The sequence below is a fragment of the Pseudomonas sp. R9.37 genome (assembly GCF_963878885.1).
Taxonomy (GTDB): domain Bacteria; phylum Pseudomonadota; class Gammaproteobacteria; order Pseudomonadales; family Pseudomonadaceae; genus Aquipseudomonas.
Window position 1 is genome coordinate 440,492 of the sequence record NZ_CAWNZA010000011.1, and the last position, 19,934, is coordinate 460,425.

The following is a 19,934-nucleotide window of genomic DNA, read 5'->3' on the forward strand; positions in this document are numbered from 1 at the left end:
CTCAACGAAACCGATCAACCTCATGCCGCAAACCCGCCGCCAGGGTTTCCAGCTCCTTGGCGGTAACGGCCAGGTTCGACACCACTTCACGCTGCTCGCTGTTGGCCAGCGCAATGCTTTGCAGGTTGCTGCTGAGCAAGGTCGCGGTGCTGCTCTGCTCTTGGGTTGCCGTGGTAATTGCCGCAAATTGCTGACCGGCCGAGCGGCTTTGCTCGTCGATACGCGCCAGGGCTGAAGCCACGTCGGCGTTGCGCGACAGGCCTTCCTGCATCAACGCATTGCCGTGTTCCATGGTGCTGATGGCATTACCGGTTTCCTGCTGAATGCTCTGGATCATCCCGGAGATTTCATCAGTAGCCTGGCGGGTGCGCGAGGCCAGGTTGCGCACCTCGTCGGCGACCACGGCAAAACCACGGCCTTGCTCACCGGCGCGGGCGGCTTCGATGGCCGCGTTGAGCGCCAGCAGGTTGGTCTGTTCGGCAATCGAGGTGATCACACCCACGATCCCGCCGATTTCCTGGGAGCGCTGGCCCAAGGTATTGATCACCGTGGCCGTGCTGTTCAGCGCGGTGGCGATATGTTCCAGCGACGACGAGGCCTCCTGCATCGAGGTGCGGCCGATGCGCGTTTGCTGGGCGTTTTCCTGGGCCAACCGCTCGGTGTTGCCCATGTTGTCGGCGATGTTCAGCGAGGTAGCACTGAATTCTTCCACCGCGCCGGCCATGCTGGTGATTTCGCCGGACTGCTGCTCCATGCCTTCATAGGCGCCACCCGACAAACCGGACAATGCCTGGGCACGGCTGTTGACCTCTTCGGCGGCCTTGCGGATATGCGAGACCATGGTCGACAGCGCTTCACCCATCTGGTTGAAGCTGCGCGCCAATTGGCCGATTTCGTCATTACTGGACACATTGAGGCGCGCACTCAAGTCACCCGCGCCGAGGGCTTCGGCTTGACGCACGAGGTCACTCAAGGGTTGCAACTTGCTGCGCAACAGCCAGACCGCCGCGCCCACCGCGAACAACATTGCCAACACGCTGCCAATCACCAGGCGAATACCAACGGCCCAGGTCACTTCGCGAATTTCGGATTTCGGCATGCTCGCCACCACCGACCACGGGCCGCCTTCAAACGGCACCGAGACGCTGTAGAAATCCTCGTTTTTGTCACTCCAGAAACGCCCCTCGCCCGGTTTTTTGGCCAGGTCGAGCATCACCGGTACCGCCTGGTCCAGTGCCTGCACGCCGGCCGGTGGCACCAGCCAGTGCTTCTGTTCGTCCAGCAGCGCAAGGGAACCCGTCTGGCCGATACGGAAGCGCTTGAGGTTTTCAAACTGGGCGTTCTGGGCATCGGTGTAGTCGAAACCGACAAACAGCACCGCAATCACTTTGCCGCCGGCATCGCGCACCGGTGTGTATTGGGTCATGTAGGAGCGGTCGAACAGCACGGCGCGGCCGACGTAACTTTGCCCGGCAAGCAGGCGTTGATACGCCGGATGCTGGTGGTCCAGCGCCGTACCGATGGCGCGACTGCCGTCTTGTTTGGTCAGGGACGTGCTGATGCGGACAAAGTCTTCGCCGCTGCGCACAAACACGGTGGCCACGCCGCCGGAGGTATCCTTGAATTCATCGACCTCATCGAAATCGTTGTTCAACAGGTCGTTGCCCAGGAACAGGCTCGGGGTTTGTACACCCGCCACTGCGACCTGCTGCTCGCCGCGCACACTCAACCCCGCACCGAAGCGCTTTTCAAACAGCCCGCTCAAACGCTGGGTACTTTCGCGCAAGGTGCTGTGGAAGGTATTGAGTTGGTCGGCGAGCAAACGCGCTTCGCTGGCCAGGTGTTCCTCGCGGGTGTCGAGGTTGGCGGAGTCGAGCGACCGCAAGGCGAAAACCGTACTGCCGCTGATGACGACAGCCAGTATCACGGCTAATGCGAGGCCTAACTGGGAGGCAATCCGAGCGCGAGGTTGAGACATGACAGCTCCTGGCCGAGGCCAGGATCATCCTGATCTCATAGCGCTACTCGGCAAATTATCTAGTGGGAAACGTTGGTGCACGGTAGTTCCAACACACCTTATTCGGCGGGCGCGGGGAATACTTGAGCGATTCACAGGGGTATCGCGCAAACGATTGCACAAAAGGCCAGTAACGCTTCAGTCAAGGCGCTCGACTTGGGGCAACTCCATGGCCTTGACCTCACCTTGAAGAAATTCCGCCAGGCGCCTTAAACCCTCGCCACCAGGGCGGGTTTTCGGCCACACCAGGTAGTAATTTTCGCCACTGGCCACGGCGGTCGGCCACGGCAGGCTCAATCTTCCCTGGGCCACGTCTTCGGCGACCATCAGCAAATCGCCCATCGACACCCCGTAACCCCGTGCTGCGGCGATCATGCCCAGCTCAAGCGTGTCGAACACCTGCCCGCCCTTGAGCGAGACCTGAGATGCAAGCCCCATGCGCTGCAGCCAATTGCGCCAGTCGCGGCGGTCGGGCGTGGGGTGCAGCAGCTCAGCGCACGCCAGACGCGTTACGTCCCACGGCCCGTCTGCCAGCAGGTTGGGGGCGCCCACGGGGATCAGCAGTTCGGGAAACAGGTAACTGGCTTCCCAGTCCGCCGGAAAATGCCCATAACTCAGCAACACCGCGCAGTCGAACGGCTCCTGGTTGAAGTCCACTTCGTCCACGCTCATCCACGCACTGGTCAGTTGCACCTCGTTGCCCGGCTGCAACGCCCGGAAGCGGCTGAGCCGCGCCAGCAACCAGCGCATGGTCAGTGTCGACGGCGCTTTCATGCGCAGGATGTCGTCTTCGGCATTCAGGGTGTGGCAGGCCCGCTCCAGCGCAGCAAAACCCTCGCGCACGCCGGGCAGCAGCAAGCGCGCCGCTTCGGTGAGCTGCAGGTTGCGGCCGCTGCGCTGGAACAGGCGGCAGGCAAAATGCTCTTCGAGTGTGCGGATATGCCGGCTGACGGCACTTTGCGTGATCGACAGCTCCTCTGCCGCACGGGTAAAGGAGTTGTGCCGTGAAGCGGCCTCAAATGCGCGCAAGGCGTACAACGGAGGGAGACGACGTGGCATAGGGAAACTTCCGACAGAGCAAGACCAAACCCTACCATGAGTTTTAATCATGCAAACGATCGCTTTTATCCTTTTGTGTAATGCCTCAGGAGCGCCGAGAATCCACCCTTGCCTAACCCTCTGACTTTTTGAGCGTGATGACCATGCAGCATCCGGTGCGTACTGAACTCTGGGCCATTCTGCGGCTGTCGGGTCCGTTGATTGCCTCACAGTTGGCGCACATGTTGATGGTGCTGACCGACACCCTGATGATGGCCCGCCTGAGCCCCGAAGCCCTCGCCGGTGGCGGCCTGGGCGCGGCGAGCTATTCGTTTGTGGCGATTTTCTGCATCGGCGTGATTGCTGCAGTCGGCACGCTTGTGGCCATTCGCCAAGGCGCGGGCGACATCGAAGGCGCCACCCGCCTGACCCAGGCCGGGCTGTGGCTCGCCTGGCTGATGGCGTTGGTCGCCGGTTTGCTGCTGTGGAACCTCAAGCCCGTATTGCTGATGTTTGGCCAGACCGAAACCAACGTGCACGCGGCGGGGCAATTTCTGACCATCCTGCCGTTCGCCCTGCCCGGCTACCTGAGCTTCATGGCCTTGCGCGGCTTTACCAGCGCTATCGGCAAAGCCACGCCGGTGATGGTGATCAGCCTGGGCGGTACGGTGCTCAACTACTTCCTCAACCACGCCTTGATAGAAGGCATGTTCAGCCTGCCGAAACTGGGATTGATGGGTATTGGCCTGGTCACCGCGATTGTCGCCAACAGCATGGCTTTGGCGCTGATGTGGTACATCCGCAGTAACCGGGCTTACGCCGCCTACCCGCTGAGTTCAGGCCTGCTGCGCCTCAACACCCTGTATCTGCGCGAGCTGTGGCGCCTGGGCTTGCCGATTGGCGGCACCTATGCGGTGGAGGTCGGCTTGTTTGCCTTCGCGGCGCTGTGCATGGGCACCATGGGCAGTACGCAACTGGCGGCGCATCAGATTGCCCTGCAAATCGTCTCGGTAGCGTTCATGGTGCCGGCGGGAATGTCATACGCGATCACCATGCGCATCGGCCAGCATTACGGCGCCGGACAGTTGCTGCAGGCGCGCATGGCCGGGCGTGTCGGCATCGGATTCGGTGCGGCAGTGATGTTGGGATTTGCCGCAGTGCTGTGGCTGTTTTCCGATGCGCTTATCGGGCTGTTCCTCGACCATAACGACCCGGCCTTCCATGACGTAATCGTCCTGGCCGTCAGCCTGCTGGCCGTGGCGGCCTGGTTCGAATTGTTCGACGGTGTGCAGACCATCGCCATGGGCTGCATCCGTGGGTTGAAGGACGCCAAGACGACCTTTCTGGTGGGCTTGGGTTGCTACTGGCTGATCGGCGCGCCGGCGGCGTGGTTGATGGCGTTCACCCTCGGCTGGGGGCCGACCGGTGTGTGGTGGGGCCTGGCGTTGGGCCTGGCCTGCGCGGCCGTCAGTTTGACCTGGGCGTTTGAGGCGAAGATGAAGCGGATGATTAGGCGGGAGCCGGAAATTCGTGCTGCGTTTCAGGCCATGCAACCCGACTAGAGACTGTACTCGTTCAATGTGGGAGCTGCTTGCCTGCGATGGCATCACCTGGTTATGCCTGACACACCGAGGTGTCTGCATCGCAGGCAAGCCAGCTCCCACACAAGCCAGCTCCTACAGTTGATTGGGTTCGCACTTCAACCCAGCAAAGCCTGCTGGCTCTTGCCAAACGTCAAATACTCCACCAATTCCGGCAACGGCAACGGCTTGCTGATCAAATAACCCTGCGCCTGGTCGCAACCGAACAAGCGCAACAGCGCCAACTGCTCGGGCGTTTCCACACCTTCAGCCACCACTTCCAGGTTGAGGTTGTGCGCCAGGTTGATCATGGCGTGCACCAGCTTGCGGTTCTCTTCGCGCTCTTCCATGCCGCCGACAAAGCTCTTGTCGATCTTCAACAGGGCAATCGGCAGGCTGTTGAGGTGCACGAACGACGAGAATCCAGTGCCAAAGTCATCCAGGGAAAACCGCACGCCCAGGCGGCCGAGGGCGTCCATGGTTTGTTTGACCAAGTCACTGCGGCGCATGACGGCGGTTTCGGTCAATTCGAACTCCAGCCACTGAGCTTCCACACCACGCTCGGCAATCAGCCGGCTGAGGGTCGAGAGCAGTTGGCTGTCCTGGAACTGGCGAAACGACAGGTTGACCGCCATATGCAGCGGCGGCAGGCCGCGTTCACGCAGGTCTTGCATGTCGCGCAGGGCACGGGAGATCACCCAGTAGCCCAGCGGCACAATCAGGCCGCTCTGTTCGGCCAGCGGCACGAACTCGCTGGGTGGCAACAGGCCGCGTTCGCCATGGCGCCAGCGCACCAAGGCTTCCAGGCCGACAATATGCCCGTCGTCCAGGTCCAGGCGCGGCTGGTAGTGCAGTTCCAGCTCGTCGCGGCGCAATGCGCGGCGCAGTTCACTTTCCAGGTCGGCCAGGCTGCGCGCGTTGCGGTTGATGCGTTCGTTGAAGATATGAAAGGTGCAGCCTTGCGTACTTTTGGCTTGCTGCATGGCGATGTGCGCGTGCCACATCAGTGGGTCGGCGCCAGCACGCGCGCGGGCATGCGCCACGCCCAGGCTGCAGCCGATCAACAGGCTTTCGCCATCCACCCAATAGGGTTCGGCCATGGCTTCGGTGATGCGTTCGGCCATCCATTCGGCACGCTGGGGCGCGCGGCGCGTATCGATCAGCAGGGCGAATTCATCGCTGCCCAGGCGCGCCAACTGGTCCCCGGCTTCGAGCTGGCTCTTGAGGCGCGAAACCACTTGCAGGATCAACCGGTCGCCGGCCTGGTGGCCTAAAGCGTCGTTGGCATGGCGAAAGTTATCGAGGTCAAGGTGGCCGAGCGCCAGGCCACGGCCTTCGTTTTCAACCAGCCGCGCCGCCAGCAGGGTCTGGAAACCCTGGCGATTGGCGATCCCGGTGAGCGGGTCCTGTTCGGCCAGGCGCTGCAAGGTGGTCTCCAGCACGCCGCGCTCGCGGACATGGCGCAGGCAGCGGCGCAATGTATCGGCATCCAACACCTCGCGGATCAACCAATCGCTGACACCCAGCGGGGAAACCAGCGGTTCCTGCTCCAGCAGCAATACGCACGGCAAGTTGCAACGGCCGGGGCCGGGTTGCAGGCTGGGCGTGGTCAATAACACGGCCGTGTGGTCGTCATCGAACAGACGACTCACCGAGTCCCAGTTGGGCGCACTGATCAGCACAGCCCCATCGCCCATCGGCGCCAGGCACTCGCGCAACAACGCTGCCCACGCTGGCTCATCGGCCAGTAGCAGCAAACGCAAGGGTTCGACAGGCGTAGACAAGCTAGCTCCCTAGACTCTGCAAAATTTCGTTGGCGGCGGGCATTATGACGCGCGGCCTGATAATCACCAATGATAAGGGTTATCAAATACGCTGGCTGTAAGCATTCGTCCCGATCTTCAAGGACAGAAGGCCCCCACATCCTGCGGCAAAGTATCAAAACCGGCAAATTTAGATCGAGTGGTACGTCACACTGTCGTTCTGTGAGAGCAGAATCCTGCGAGCCTGTTAAAATGCCCGCCCTTTTGAACAACGACTCCCTGAATTCTGTATGTCCCGACTCAATCCCCGGCAGCAAGAAGCCGTGAACTACGTCGGCGGCCCTCTATTGGTGCTCGCCGGCGCAGGCTCCGGCAAGACCAGCGTGATTACCCGCAAGATCGCGCACCTGATCCAGAACTGTGGCATCCGCGCCCAGTACATCGTCGCCATGACCTTTACCAACAAGGCGGCGCGCGAAATGAAAGAGCGTGTCGGCACGCTGCTCAAGGGCGGCGAAGGCCGTGGCCTCACCGTGTGTACCTTCCACAACCTGGGCCTGAACATCATCCGCAAGGAGCATGCGCGGCTGGGCTACAAACCCGGTTTCTCGATTTTCGACGAAACCGATGTGAAGTCGCTGATGACCGACATCATGCAAAAGGAATACGCAGGCGACGACGGCGTGGATGAGATCAAGAACATGATCGGCGCCTGGAAAAACGACCTGATCCTGCCGCCCCAGGCCCTGGAAAACGCGCGCAACCCCAAGGAACAGACCGCCGCCATCGTCTACACCCACTACCAGCGCACGCTCAAGGCGTTCAACGCGGTGGACTTTGACGACCTGATCCTGCTGCCGGTAAAGCTGTTCGAGGAACACGCCGACATCCTCGAAAAATGGCAGAACAAGGTCCGCTACCTGCTGGTGGACGAATACCAGGACACCAACGCCAGCCAGTACTTGCTGGTAAAAATGCTGATCGGCACGCGCAACCAGTTCACCGTGGTGGGCGACGACGACCAGTCGATCTATGCCTGGCGCGGTGCGCGCCCGGAAAACCTGATGCTGCTCAAGGACGACTATCCGTCCCTGAAAGTGGTGATGCTGGAGCAGAACTACCGCTCCACCAGCCGTATCCTGCGTTGCGCCAACGTGCTCATCTCCAACAACCCCCACGAGTTTGAAAAACAACTGTGGAGCGAGATGGGCCACGGCGACGAAATCCGCGTGATCCGCTGCCGCAATGAAGACGCCGAAGCCGAGCGCGTGGCCGTGGAAATCCTCAGCCTGCACTTGCGCACCGACCGCCCCTACAGCGACTTTGCGATCCTGTACCGCGGCAACTACCAGGCCAAGCTGATCGAACTGAAATTGCAGCATCACCAGGTGCCGTATCGCCTGTCGGGCGGCAACAGCTTTTTCGGACGTCAGGAAGTGAAAGACCTGATGGCTTACTTCCGCCTGATCGTGAACCCGGACGACGATAACGCCTTCCTGCGCGTGATCAACGTCCCACGCCGGGAAATCGGTTCGACTACGCTGGAAAAGCTCGGCAACTACGCCACGGAACGCAAAATCTCGATGTACGCCGCCACCGACGAAATCGGCCTGGGCGAGCACCTGGACACACGCTTCACTGACCGCCTGTCGCGCTTCAAGCGCTTCATGGACAAGGTGCGCGAGCAGTGCGCCGGCGAAGACCCGATCAGCGCGCTGCGCAGCATGGTCATGGACATCGACTATGAAAACTGGCTGCGCACCAACAGTTCCAGCGACAAAGCCGCGGATTACCGCATGGGCAATGTCTGGTTTTTGATCGAAGCGCTGAAAAACACCCTGGAAAAAGACGAAGACGGCGAGATGACCGTCGAAGACGCCATTGGCAAGCTGGTGCTGCGCGACATGCTCGAGCGCCAGCAGGAAGAGGAAGACGGCGCCGAAGGCGTGCAGATGATGACCTTGCATGCCTCCAAGGGCCTGGAATTCCCCTACGTGTTCATCATGGGCATGGAAGAGGAAATCCTCCCGCACCGCTCCAGCATCGAAGCCGACACGATCGAAGAAGAACGGCGCCTGGCCTACGTGGGCATTACCCGCGCGCGTCAGACGCTGGCCTTCACCTTCGCCGCCAAGCGTAAGCAATACGGCGAAATCATCGACTGTGCCCCCAGCCGGTTCCTCGACGAGCTACCGCCGGACGATCTGGCCTGGGAAGGCAATGACGACACCCCGACCGAGGTGAAGGCCGTTCGCGGCAATACCGCCTTGGCGGATATACGCGCGATGTTAAAGCGCTAGAATCGACTACTTTTTAATCTACTTTCGGCGCACACCGCGCCATTAGAGGAAGCTTTCCGTGGAAGCACTGCACAAGAAAATTCGCGAAGAAGGCATCGTGCTTTCCGATCAGGTACTCAAGGTCGACGCCTTTCTGAACCACCAGATAGACCCGGCGCTGATGAAACTGATCGGCGACGAATTCGCCGAGCGCTTCAAGGACTCGGGCATCACCAAGATCGTCACCATCGAAGCCTCGGGCATTGCGCCGGCGATCATGACCGGCCTGAACCTGGGCGTGCCGGTGATTTTCGCGCGTAAGCAGCAGTCCCTGACGCTGACCGAGAACCTGCTGTCGGCAACGGTCTACTCGTTCACCAAGAAGGTCGAAAGCACCGTGGCGATCTCGCCGCGCCACCTGACCAGCAGCGACCGCGTGCTGGTGATCGATGACTTCCTGGCCAACGGTAAGGCGTCCCAGGCGCTGATTTCGATCATCAAGCAAGCCGGCGCGACCGTCGCAGGCCTGGGGATTGTGATCGAGAAGTCGTTCCAGGGTGGCCGTGCCGAGCTGGATGCGCAGGGTTATCGGGTTGAGTCGCTGGCGCGGGTGAAGTCGTTGGCCGGTGGTGTGGTTACTTTCATCGAGTAATCGATAACACCCCAAATATTTGGGGTGAGCACAATTCAAAAAATGTGGGAGGGGGCTTGCCCCCGATAGCAGTGGGTCAGCCAACACATTGGGTGACTGATACACCGCAATCGGGGGCAAGCCCCCTCCCACCGTTGGTTTCGAGGTGGTTTTTAGTGTGCGGTGGCCTGTAGACCGGCGAGCAGCAAACGCTGGTACAGATCCTCTTTCAACCCCTCCGGCTGATCCAACCGCATCCGCTCCAGATGCTTGGGAAACGCCTCCGGCTCCGGTGCATCCAGCGCCGCCTTGCCCAACTCCAGAATCTCGGTCAGCTTGAATTTGCTCTTGAGCCAATTCAGCGCGCGCAGCAGATCCTTCTCCTCATCCGTGAAGTCAGTGCCCAGCGGATACTCCGGAAACAGCCGGTGATGCCGCGCCTGAATACCCTTGAGCCGCTCCGGCGTATTGTCGGCAAAGCGCGGGTCCAGCTCGAAGTCCTTGGGCAGCTTGCCGGCCTTTTGCGCCTGTTCGATCAAGTCGTTTTGAAAGCGCGAGTCGGTGATATTCAGCAGCGCCTCGATCACCTTGGCATCTGTCTGCCCACGCAAATCGGCAATCCCGTACTCGGTGATGACGATATCGCGCAGGTGCCGGGGAATGGTGCAGTGGCCGTACTCCCAGACGATATTGGAACTGACCTCCCCGGCCGACTCGCGCCAGCTGCGCAGGATCAGGATCGAACGTGCGCCTTCCAATGCATGGCCCTGGGCAACAAAGTTGTACTGCCCGCCGACGCCGCTCAGCACGCGGCCATCTTCCAGCTGATCGGCCACACCTGCGCCGAGCAAGGTCACCATGATCGCGCTGTTGATAAACCGCGCGTCCAGGCGTTGCAGGCGCTTGAGCTCTTCCTGGCCATACAGCTCGTTGATGTAGCTGATGCGAGTCATGTTGAATTCGAGACGCTTGGCGTGAGTCATTTCCTGCAAGCGCTGGTAAAAACTGCGCGGCCCGAGGAAGAAACCGCCATGGATCGACACGCCGTCAGGTTGCGCCGCGTCATCCAGCATGCCGGCATTGGCTTGCGCCTGGGTCGCCACATCCGGGTAAACCTTGCGCCGGATAATGCCGGCGTCAGCCAGTACCAGCAGGCCGTTGACGAACATTTCGCTGCAGCCATACAGGCCACGGGCGAAGGGCGACACACCGCCTTCGCGGCTGATCAGGGGCGCCCACTGATACACATCAAGGTCGGTGAGCAGCAGTCGATAGGCCTCGTTATCCGCCTGGCGCGCCAGCAAGGCGGCGGTCAGCGCGTCGCCCATGGAGCCGATACCGATCTGCAACGTGCCGCCATCGCGCACCAGGGTGCTGGCATGCAGGCCGATAAAGTGGTCCTGAAAACCCACCGGCATGTTGGGCGTGGAGAACAGCGTGGTGCTGTCCTTTGCGTCGATCAGGTAATCGAACGCGTCCATGCCCAGTTCAGCATCGCCCGGCATGTAGGGCAGATCGGAATGCACTTGGCCAACAATCAGGATGGTTTCGCCAGCATCGCGACGCTTCTCGATCATCGGCAGCAGGTCGAGTGTGATGTCGGGGTTGCAGCTCAAGCTCAGGCGATCCGGATGCTCAGTGCTGCTGGCCACCAGTTGCGCCACCAGATTCAGGCCGGCGGCGTTGATGTCGCGCGCCGCATGACTGTAATTGCTGCTGACGTAATCCTGTTGCGCCGATGCGCTGTGGAGCAGGCTGCCGGGTTGCATGAAGAACTGCTGCACGCGGATGTTCGCGGGCAGGCTGTCCTTTTGCAGGTCGGCAAGAAAATCCAGCTCGGGGTAGTCGCCAAAGACGCGTTCGATGAAGGGCTCGAGAAAGCGCTTCTGCAAACCGTCGCCCAAGGTCGGACGACCCAGGGCCAGCGCGGTGTAGATTGTCAGCGCGCGCTCCGGCAACTTGGCGATACGCCGGTACAGCGCATTGACGAACAGGTTGGGCTTGCCCAGGCCCAGCGGCATGCCCATGTGGATATGCGCGGGCAAGCGCGCCAATACGTCGTCAACTGCTTGCTCGATTGAACACAACTGCACCATCCGACCCTCCTGACATTCCATGATTAGGGGTTGGACCGAGCTTGCCGGGTCTTTGCTGCAATGAACAGTCTCGAAGTACAAATCCCAGGCACAAAAAAGCCGCTGGGCAGCGGCTTTTTTGGCGAAGATCGGTCTACTTCAAGCCCGACATCTTCTCGATCGCACCTTTAAGCTCGGCATCCGAGCAATCGGCGCAAGTGCCTTTGGGCGGCATGGCGTTCAGGCCGGTAATCGCCTTGGCCAGCAGGCCATCGAGGCCGCCTTGGTGGTCGGCACGGTCTTTCCACGCCGCGGTGTCACCAATTTTCGGTGCGCCCAACAGGCCGGTGCCGTGGCAGGCGTTGCAGTGCTTGGCGATCACGTCATCCGGTGTTTTTGCACCGCCGCCGCCACCGGCTGCCACCGCCACTTCCATGCCTTTGCATTCCTGGCCCTGAACACAGACTTGGCCGACAGGCTCCAGGCGCTTGGCAATTTCATCATTGGTCGCAGCTTGAGCGCTGACAGCCCATAGGGCCAGTACGGTTGCTGGTGCAGCCAGCATTTTCATAATTAGGTTCACGCGTTCACCCTCAATGGTGGCTATTCACGCCTGCGGCCACGGTTTCGCAGGCGGCGAAAGTATAACGGTTAGCCCGTCCGGCCGAAACAACCCTATTAAATAAAGGGAGATTCAGCCCTGCGGAATACAGCTACGGGTGTGTCTGCAACGCTGGCAGCACGCCTCTTGTGTCAAAAGTTCGCGGGTGTGGCTGCGCTGATTAGTCGCGCCGGCACATCGAACGGGTTGCGAAAACGATGGGGCTTGGTGCTTTCAAAGTAGTAGCTATCGCCGGCTTCGAGCACAAAAGTTTCAAGACCGACCACCAATTCCAGGCGACCTTCCACCAGAATCCCGGTTTCCTCGCCTTCGTGGGTGAGCATTTCTTCGCCAGTGTCGGCGCCCGGCGGGTAAATCTCGTTAAGAAACGCAATCGCCCGGCTCGGGTGTGCGCGGCCCACGAGTTTCATGGTGACGGCGCCGTCCGATATGTCGATCAGCTCATTGGCTTTATAGACGACCTGGGTCGGTTTTTCCTGGAGGATCTCCTCGGAAAAGAATTCGACCATCGACATGGGAATGCCGCCCAGCACCTTGCGCAAGGAGCTGATCGAGGGGCTGACACTGTTTTTTTCGATCATCGAAATGGTGCTGTTGGTGACACCCGCGCGCTTGGCGAGCTCGCGCTGGGAAAGACCCTTCAGTTTACGGATGGATTGCAGTCGTTCGCCGACGTCCAATGCAGGAGCCTCCTAGGATTCAGGCTTTGTTGTAATTGAGCGTTATCATGGCGACAGCGTTCAGTATTTACAACACTTGGGCCTAAATCCCGGCCGGCTTCACTCGTAGGCAGCGCTTAGGCCCCGCAATAGAGCCTTGGCACGCGGCGCAGGTTGCAGAAGATCTGGTAGGGAATGGTCTCGGCAGCAGTCGCAACGTCGCTGGCGAGAATAGTTTTGCCCCACAGCTCCACGGTGGAACCGAGCCCGGCCTGCGGCACGTCGGTGAGGTCGACACACAGCATGTCCATGGATACGCGGCCCAGCAACTGGCTGCGCTGGCCCGCCACCAACACCGGCGTGCCGGTTGGCGCGTGACGTGGATAGCCATCGGCGTAGCCCATGGCGACCACGCCGATCCGCATCGGTTTGGGTGTGATGAACTTGGCGCCGTAGCCAACCGGCTCGCCGGCCGGCAGTTCGCGCACGCAGATGACCTTGGATTCCAGCGTCATCACCGGCTGCAAGCGCGCGGCGATGGCCTGGTCTTCACCAAACGGCGTGGCGCCGTAGAGCATGATGCCTGGGCGCACCCAGTCGCTGGACACGTTCGGCCAGCCCATCACGGAAGGCGAGTTGCGCAGGCTGACTTCGGCCGAAAAACCTTGGCGCGCCGCTTCAAACACCGCCACTTGTTCATTGCTGCGTACACAGTCGAGCTCGTCGGCACGGGCGAAGTGGCTCATCAATACGATTTTCGCCACTTTACCGCTGGCCAGCAGGCGCTGATAAGCCTCGTGGTAATCCTTGGGATGCAGGCCGACACGATGCATGCCCGAATCCAATTTGAGCCAGATGGTCAGCGGCTTGCTCAACCGGGCCTGCTCAATCGCGTCCAACTGCCACAGCGAATGCACCACGCACCACATATCGTGCTCGATGATCAGCGGCAGTTCGTCAGCTTCAAAAAAGCCTTCCAGCAGCAATACCGGCGCGCGAATCCCGGCGGCCCGCAGCTCCAGTGCCTCTTCGATGCAAGCCACGGCAAACCCGTCGGCCTCGGCTTCCAGCGCCTGGGCCACGCGCACGGCGCCATGGCCATAGGCATCGGCCTTGACCACGGCGAGGGCCTTGGCCCCCGTGACTTCACGGGCCAGTTGGTAATTGTGGCGCAGGGCTTGGAGGTCGATCAGGGCACGGGCAGGACGCATGGCGGCAGGCTTCTAGGCGGCAGAGTGAAGAAAAAACCGGCACCGACCAACAGCGTCGGCACCGGGAGAGGGATCGTTGTTTAGGGCAGCGCGGCCACGACGGACAGCTCTACCAGGATTTCCGGTTCGCACAGCTTGGCTTCAACCGTGGCACGGGCCGGGGCGACACCTTTAGGCAGCCACTTGTCCCACACCGCGTTCATGCCGGCGAAATCGGCGTCGATGTCTTTCAAGTAGATCGTCACCGACAGCAGCTTGGATTTGTCGGTGCCGGCCAAGTCCAGCAAACGCTCGATATTGGCCAGGGTTTCACGGGTCTGCTTTTCAATCCCGGCACTCATGTCGTCGCCGACTTGCCCTGCCAGATACACGGTGCCGCTGTGAACAACGATCTGGCTCATGCGCTCATTGGTGAGCTGGCGCTGGATTGACATGTTTTGCGGACTCCTGGTGGTTGCCGTAACGGGAAATATCGAGGCCTTCGGCGCTGATCTGCGGGGTTTTCTTCGCCATCAGGTCGGCCAGCAAACGACCAGAGCCACAGGCCATGGTCCAGCCAAGTGTGCCGTGCCCGGTATTGAGGAACAGATTCTTGAAAGGCGTGGCGCCGACAATCGGCGTGCCGTCGGGCGTGGTCGGGCGCAGGCCGGTCCAGAACGTGGCTTCGGTCAAATCGCCGCCCTGAGGATAAAGGTCGTTGACGATCATCTCCAGGGTTTCACGCCGGCGCGGGTTCAGCGACAGGTCAAAACCGGCGATTTCAGCCATACCGCCGACGCGGATGCGATTGTCGAAACGGGTGATCGCAACCTTGTAAGTCTCGTCCAGAATGGTCGAAGTCGGTGCCATCGCCGGATTGGTGATCGGCACGGTCAGCGAGTAACCCTTGAGCGGGTACACCGGTGCCTTGATCCCCAGCGGTTTGAGCAGTTTTGGCGAGTAGCTGCCGAGGGCCAGTACATAACGGTCCGCGGTTTCCAGCTTGCCGTCGATCCACACGCCATTGATGCGGTCGCCTGCGGAGTCGAGGCGCTGGATATCCTGGTCGAAGCGGAACTCAACACCCAGCTGCTTGCACATGTCGACCAGGCGCGTGGTGAACATCTGGCAGTCGCCCGTCTGATCGTTCGGCAGGCGCAGCGCGCCAGCAAGAATATCCGTGACGCTGGCCAGGGCCGGCTCGACGCGGGCGATACCGGCGCGGTCGAGCAGCTCGAACGGCACGCCAGACTCTTTGAGCACGGCGATGTCTTTGGCCGCGCCGTCCAGTTGCGCCTGGGTGCGGAACAATTGCGTCGTGCCGAGGCTGCGGCCTTCGTAGGCAATGCCGGTTTCAGCACGCAGTTCGTCGAGGCAGTCGCGGCTGTACTCGGACAGGCGCACCATGCGCTCTTTGTTCACTGCATAGCGGCTGGCGGTGCAGTTGCGCAGCATCTGCGCCATCCACAGGTATTGGTCGATATCGGCGGTGGCCTTGATCGCCAGCGGCGCGTGGCGCTGCAGCAGCCACTTGATCGCCTTGAGCGGAACGCCTGGGGCGGCCCAGGGCGAGGCATAACCAGGCGACACCTGGCCGGCGTTGGCGAAACTGGTTTCCATGGCAGCGGCTGGCTGACGGTCGACCACGACGACTTCAAAGCCGGCCCGCGCCAAATAGTACGCACTGGTCACACCAATGACGCCGCTACCCAAGACCAGAACGCGCATTTTTATATCCTCATCGCGGGCTTGGCCGCTGACGTGTGTTATTCGAGCAATGATCAGCGCAGTATAAAAAGCTATTGCCAGTGCATTTCACTATATAAATGCCTATATTTGGCGACAATTCTCGGCAAAAACCCTTTTCACAGAGGCGTATCCCCTATGCGTACCAACACCCAGACCAAGCGGGAGCTGGACAAGATCGACCGCAATATCCTGCGCATCCTGCAAACCGACGGGCGCATTTCGTTCACGGAGCTGGGAGAAAAAGTCGGGCTGTCGACCACGCCGTGCACCGAGCGCGTACGCCGACTGGAACGCGAAGGCATCATCATGGGCTACAACGCACGGCTCAATCCGCAGCATTTGAAGGGCAGTTTGCTGGTATTTGTCGAGATCAGCCTCGATTACAAGTCCGGCGACACCTTTGAAGAATTCCGCCGCGCCGTGCTCAAACTGCCCCATGTGCTGGAATGCCATTTGGTGTCGGGAGACTTCGACTACCTGGTGAAGGCACGGATTTCCGAGATGGCCTCGTACCGCAAATTGCTCGGCGACATCTTGCTCAAGTTGCCCCATGTGCGCGAATCAAAGAGCTATATCGTGATGGAAGAGGTGAAGGAGAGCTTGAACCTGCCGATCCCGGATTAACTGATTCAACGTGCGCAAAGGTGGGAGCTGGCTTGCCTGCGATAGCGGTGTGATTGATACACCGCTATCGCAGGCAAGCCAGCTCCCACATTTTTGACCGAGTACATCCCTAGACCAAGACTTGCCGGGTGCTGGCCATGTATTCATGGATTTGCTTCTCAACCCGCGGATGAATTAGCTCCACCGGCCCCCGCCCGTTGGGGCATGGCAAGGTCTTGGTGGTACCAAACAACCGGCAGATCAGCGGGCGTTCGTCGTACACCGTGCAGCCATCGGGCCCAAGGTGCACGCAGTTCAGCTCGTCCATGGCGGCGTCCTGCTCGGCTGCGGTCTTGCGTGGCAGGCGCGACATTTCCTCGGGCGAGGTCGTCACCGGCCCACAGCAGTCGTGGCAACCCGGAACACACTCGAACGAAGGAATCTGCCTGCGCAGCGCGCTGATTTTCTGACTGTTGCAACTCATCGAAACACATACCGGACGGCGAATAGGCGTGGATTCTGACGCAAAACGCCCTGCGCAGACAGCTTCGTCCGACCGCTGTATCCTGCGTCAAATTTTCCAAACAGGGATGCTCCCCATGACCGCCAGCGCCCGGCACACCGCTTCCTACTACGCCGCCAGCAGCGTCCCACAACCCGATTACCCGGCGTTGACGGGCGAAGTCAGCGCCGATGTGTGCGTAATTGGCGGCGGTTACTCCGGGCTCAACACCGCCCTGGAACTGGCCGAACGCGGTTACAGCGTGGTGCTGCTGGAGGCGCGCAGGATTGGCTGGGGCGCCAGTGGTCGTAACGGCGGCCAGCTGATTCGCGGCGTCGGCCATGGCCTGGACCAGTTTGCCAACGTGATCGGCACCGACGGCGTGCGCCAGATGAAGTTGATGGGCCTGGAAGCCGTGGAGATCGTGCGCGAGCGCGTCGAGCGCTATCAAATCCCCTGCGACCTGACCTGGGGTTACTGCGACCTGGCGAATAAACCTCAGCACCTGCACGACCTGGCCGAAGATGCCGAAGAACTGCGCAGCCTCGGCTATCGCCATGAAGTACGCCTGCTGCAAGCCAACGAGATGAGCAGCGTGATCGGTTCCGACCGCTACGTGGGCGGCATGATCGACATGGGCTCCGGCCATTTGCACCCGCTGAATCTGGCCCTCGGCGAAGCCGCCGCCGCGCAGAAGCTGGGCGTGAAGCTGTTCGAGCAGTCCGAAGTGACACGCATCGACTACGGCCCTGAAGTGAACGTGCACACCGCCCTTGGCAATGTGCGCGCCAAGACCCTGGTGTTGGCGTGCAACGCCTACCTCAATGGCCTCAACCCCTACCTGAGCGGCAAAGTGCTGCCCGCCGGCAGCTACATCATCGCCACCGAGCCGTTGAGCGAAGCCCAAGCTGCCCACCTGCTGCCCCAGAACATGGCCGTCTGTGATCAACGGGTAACGGTGGATTACTTCCGGCTGTCCGCCGACCGCCGCCTGTTGTTCGGTGGCGCCTGTCACTATTCCGGACGTGATCCGCAAGACATCGGCGCCTATATGCGCCCAAAAATGCTCAAAGTGTTCCCACAACTGGCCGACGTGAAAATCGACTACCAGTGGGGCGGCATGATCGGCATTGGCGCCAACCGGTTGCCGCAGATTGGCCGGTTGGCGGATCAACCCAACGTGTATTACGCCCAGGCCTACTCGGGGCATGGTCTGAATGCCACGCACTTGGCGGGTAAGCTGCTGGCCGAGGCGATCAGTGGCCAGCAGCAGGGCCGTTTCGATCTGTTCGCCCAAGTACCGCACATCACCTTCCCCGGCGGCCAACACTTGCGCTCGCCGTTGCTGGCACTTGGGATGCTCTGGCACCGCCTCAAAGAGCTGGTCTGATCAATCACGCCAGAACGGCTTCAGGCCTTCCTGGCGCGCTTGTTCGGCGGTCAGCCCGACGTCGCGCAGTTGCTCGCGAGTCAGGTGCAGCAAGGCTTTGCGCGTGTGACGGCGGTGCCAGAACAAACGCCAGCGGTTGATCTCCCGTGGCGCCGTCGCGCGCTCTTGCCCTGCCTGCAGTTCCTGACTGTGTAACATCAGACGCACATCGCTCATGCCGCTCATTTTGCTGCCCCTCAGTTGCTTGTTGCCATGAGTGACTAGCCTGAGCGCAACGGCAAAACCATGACAGATTCAACGCACCTTTATTAAATCCATACAGATACTGCCCATGACCGCCTGAATCCTGTATTTTCCGCCTATCTGTACTGGTCCTCGGGAGCGACCGCCATGACCCTTTACGTCAACCTTGCCGAATTACTGGGCACTCGCATCGAACAGGGCTTCTATCGTCCCGGCGATCGCTTGCCGTCTGTGCGCGCGTTGAGCGTTGAACATGGGGTTAGCCTGAGCACCGTGCAACAGGCCTACCGGTTGCTGGAAGACAACGGCCTGGCGATGCCAAAGCCCAAGTCCGGCTACTTTGTACCGGTTGGGCGCGAGCTGCCGGCGCTGCCCGAGGTAGGCCGCCCGGCCCAGCGGCCGGTGGAAATTTCACAGTGGGACCAGGTGCTGGAACTGATTCGCGCGGTGCCACGCAAAGATGTCATACAGATGGGCCGAGGCATGCCGGATGTATTGTCGCCGACCCTGAAACCCTTGCTGCGCAGCCTGGCGCGTGTGAGTCGCCGCCAGGATCTGCCGGGGCTGTATTACGACAACATCCTCGGCTGTATGGAATTGCGTGAGCAAATTGCACGCCTGTCATTGGATTCCGGCTGCCAGCTGACGGCCGAAGACATTGTGATCACCACCGGTTGCCATGAGGCGCTGTCCGCCAGCATTCACGCGATCTGTGAGCCGGGCGATATCGTCGCGGTGGACTCGCCAAGCTTTCACGGTGCCATGCAGACCCTGAAAGGCCTGGGCATGAAGGCCCTGGAAATCCCCACGGACCCAATCACCGGCATCAGCCTTGAAGCGCTGGAACTGGCGCTGGAACAGTGGCCGATCAAGGTCATCCAGCTAACGCCAAACTGCAACAACCCCTTGGGCTACATCATGCCGGAGGCACGCAAACGTGGGTTGCTGACCCTGGCCCAGCGCTTTGACGTGGCGATCATTGAAGACGATGTGTATGGCGAATTGGCCTACAGCTACCCTCGCCCGCGCACGATCAAATCCTTCGATGAAGACGGCCGCGTGCTGCTGTGCAGCTCGTTCTCGAAAACCCTGGCGCCCGGTTTGCGCATTGGCTGGGTAGCACCCGGTCGCTACCTGGAGCGGGTGCTGCACATGAAATACATCAGCACCGGTTCCACCGCGACCCAACCACAGATCGCGATTGCGGAGTTCTTGAAAAATGGCCATTTCGAACCGCATTTGCGGCGGATGCGCACTCAATACCAGCGCAATCGCGACCTGATACTCGACTGGGTCAGCCGCTATTTCCCGGCCGGCACACGAGCCAGCCGACCTCAAGGCAGCTTCATGTTGTGGGTCGAGCTGCCGGAAGGCTTCGACACGCTCAAGCTCAACCGCGTGTTGGTGGAGCAAGGCGTACAGGTGGCGGTAGGCAGTATCTTTTCCGCTTCGGGCAAATACCGGAACTGCCTGCGCATGAACTACGCTGCCAAGCCGACCCCGCAAATTGAAGACGCCGTACGCAAAGTCGGCGCCGCCGCGATCAAGATGCTCGCCGAGACGCCAGACTGACCTTTCGCCGGAATTAGCCGT

At 60.7% G+C, this 19,934-nt stretch carries 17 protein-coding genes; 6 read left to right on the plus strand and 11 right to left on the minus strand.

Going from position 1 to position 19,934, the window contains the following annotated elements; genetic code table 11:
* Position 1 precedes the first annotated feature (1 nt).
* Positions 2-1,978, minus strand: coding sequence for a methyl-accepting chemotaxis protein (locus AACU78_RS08735; protein WP_106575838.1), 1,977 nt, complete (start codon positions 1,976-1,978; stop codon positions 2-4).
* A gap of 177 nt (positions 1,979-2,155) precedes the next feature.
* A complete protein-coding gene (locus AACU78_RS08740) occupies positions 2,156-3,076 on the minus strand; it encodes a LysR substrate-binding domain-containing protein (protein ID WP_106575839.1) in 921 nt (306 codons plus the stop codon).
* Between the two features lie 137 nt (positions 3,077-3,213).
* Here AACU78_RS08740 and AACU78_RS08745 point away from each other — a divergent pair, with 137 nt between their 5' ends.
* A complete protein-coding gene (locus tag AACU78_RS08745) occupies positions 3,214-4,617 on the plus strand; it encodes a NorM family multidrug efflux MATE transporter (RefSeq protein ID WP_106575840.1) in 1,404 nt (467 codons plus the stop codon).
* Positions 4,618-4,754: 137 nt separating this feature from the next.
* On the opposite strand, the gene AACU78_RS08750 is transcribed toward AACU78_RS08745, so the two are convergent.
* Positions 4,755-6,419 (minus strand): putative bifunctional diguanylate cyclase/phosphodiesterase, encoded by a 1,665-nt coding sequence (locus AACU78_RS08750; RefSeq protein WP_106575841.1) that lies wholly within the window; start codon positions 6,417-6,419, stop codon positions 4,755-4,757.
* A gap of 269 nt (positions 6,420-6,688) precedes the next feature.
* Here AACU78_RS08750 and rep point away from each other — a divergent pair, with 269 nt between their 5' ends.
* Both rep and AACU78_RS08760 read left to right on the plus strand, forming a co-directional pair.
* Positions 6,689-8,698 carry a DNA helicase Rep gene (gene rep / locus AACU78_RS08755; RefSeq protein ID WP_053258644.1) on the plus strand — a complete coding sequence of 670 codons (2,010 nt, stop codon included), beginning with the start codon at positions 6,689-6,691 and terminating at the stop codon, positions 8,696-8,698.
* 58 nt (positions 8,699-8,756) lie between these two features.
* The gene (locus AACU78_RS08760; protein ID WP_094948722.1) at positions 8,757-9,329 is read left to right on the plus strand and encodes a xanthine phosphoribosyltransferase; all 573 of its coding nucleotides are present in this window, start codon (positions 8,757-8,759) and stop codon (positions 9,327-9,329) included.
* A gap of 152 nt (positions 9,330-9,481) precedes the next feature.
* Here the strand turns inward: AACU78_RS08760 and AACU78_RS08765 are convergent, their stop codons facing one another.
* The 6 genes from AACU78_RS08765 to dadA all read right to left on the minus strand — a co-directional run bounded on the left by AACU78_RS08765 (position 9,482) and on the right by dadA (position 15,582).
* Positions 9,482-11,404, minus strand: a complete 1,923-nt coding sequence (locus tag AACU78_RS08765; protein WP_106575842.1) for an acetyl-CoA hydrolase/transferase C-terminal domain-containing protein — start codon at positions 11,402-11,404, stop codon at positions 9,482-9,484.
* Between the two features lie 133 nt (positions 11,405-11,537).
* On the minus strand, positions 11,538-11,954 hold the full coding sequence (locus tag AACU78_RS08770; RefSeq protein ID WP_099488297.1) for a c-type cytochrome: 417 nt from the start codon (positions 11,952-11,954) through the stop codon (positions 11,538-11,540).
* A gap of 182 nt (positions 11,955-12,136) precedes the next feature.
* The gene (locus AACU78_RS08775) at positions 12,137-12,685 is read right to left on the minus strand and encodes a cupin domain-containing protein (RefSeq protein WP_106575843.1); all 549 of its coding nucleotides are present in this window, start codon (positions 12,683-12,685) and stop codon (positions 12,137-12,139) included.
* Between the two features lie 116 nt (positions 12,686-12,801).
* Complete coding sequence (alr, locus tag AACU78_RS08780) at positions 12,802-13,875, minus strand: alanine racemase (RefSeq protein WP_106575844.1); 1,074 nt, start codon at positions 13,873-13,875, stop codon at positions 12,802-12,804.
* Between the two features lie 80 nt (positions 13,876-13,955).
* On the minus strand, positions 13,956-14,309 hold the full coding sequence (locus AACU78_RS08785) for a RidA family protein (protein WP_016970573.1): 354 nt from the start codon (positions 14,307-14,309) through the stop codon (positions 13,956-13,958).
* Positions 14,281-15,582 carry a D-amino acid dehydrogenase gene (gene dadA, locus AACU78_RS08790; RefSeq protein WP_106575845.1) on the minus strand — a complete coding sequence of 434 codons (1,302 nt, stop codon included), beginning with the start codon at positions 15,580-15,582 and terminating at the stop codon, positions 14,281-14,283. Before dadA ends, AACU78_RS08785 begins: the two co-directional genes overlap by 29 nt.
* A gap of 156 nt (positions 15,583-15,738) precedes the next feature.
* Between dadA and AACU78_RS08795 the strand changes: the two genes are divergently transcribed.
* On the plus strand, positions 15,739-16,227 hold the full coding sequence (locus AACU78_RS08795; RefSeq protein ID WP_003176896.1) for an Lrp/AsnC ligand binding domain-containing protein: 489 nt from the start codon (positions 15,739-15,741) through the stop codon (positions 16,225-16,227).
* 109 nt (positions 16,228-16,336) lie between these two features.
* Here the strand turns inward: AACU78_RS08795 and AACU78_RS08800 are convergent, their stop codons facing one another.
* The gene (locus tag AACU78_RS08800) at positions 16,337-16,690 is read right to left on the minus strand and encodes a YkgJ family cysteine cluster protein (protein ID WP_106575846.1); all 354 of its coding nucleotides are present in this window, start codon (positions 16,688-16,690) and stop codon (positions 16,337-16,339) included.
* 115 nt (positions 16,691-16,805) lie between these two features.
* Between AACU78_RS08800 and AACU78_RS08805 the strand changes: the two genes are divergently transcribed.
* The gene (locus AACU78_RS08805; protein WP_106575847.1) at positions 16,806-18,098 is read left to right on the plus strand and encodes an NAD(P)/FAD-dependent oxidoreductase; all 1,293 of its coding nucleotides are present in this window, start codon (positions 16,806-16,808) and stop codon (positions 18,096-18,098) included.
* On the opposite strand, the gene AACU78_RS08810 is transcribed toward AACU78_RS08805, so the two are convergent.
* The gene (locus tag AACU78_RS08810) at positions 18,099-18,323 is read right to left on the minus strand and encodes a DUF1127 domain-containing protein (RefSeq protein WP_106575848.1); all 225 of its coding nucleotides are present in this window, start codon (positions 18,321-18,323) and stop codon (positions 18,099-18,101) included.
* 165 nt (positions 18,324-18,488) lie between these two features.
* On the opposite strand from AACU78_RS08810, the gene AACU78_RS08815 reads away from it, so the two are divergent.
* The gene (locus AACU78_RS08815) at positions 18,489-19,913 is read left to right on the plus strand and encodes an aminotransferase-like domain-containing protein (protein WP_106575849.1); all 1,425 of its coding nucleotides are present in this window, start codon (positions 18,489-18,491) and stop codon (positions 19,911-19,913) included.
* Positions 19,914-19,934 lie beyond the last annotated feature (21 nt).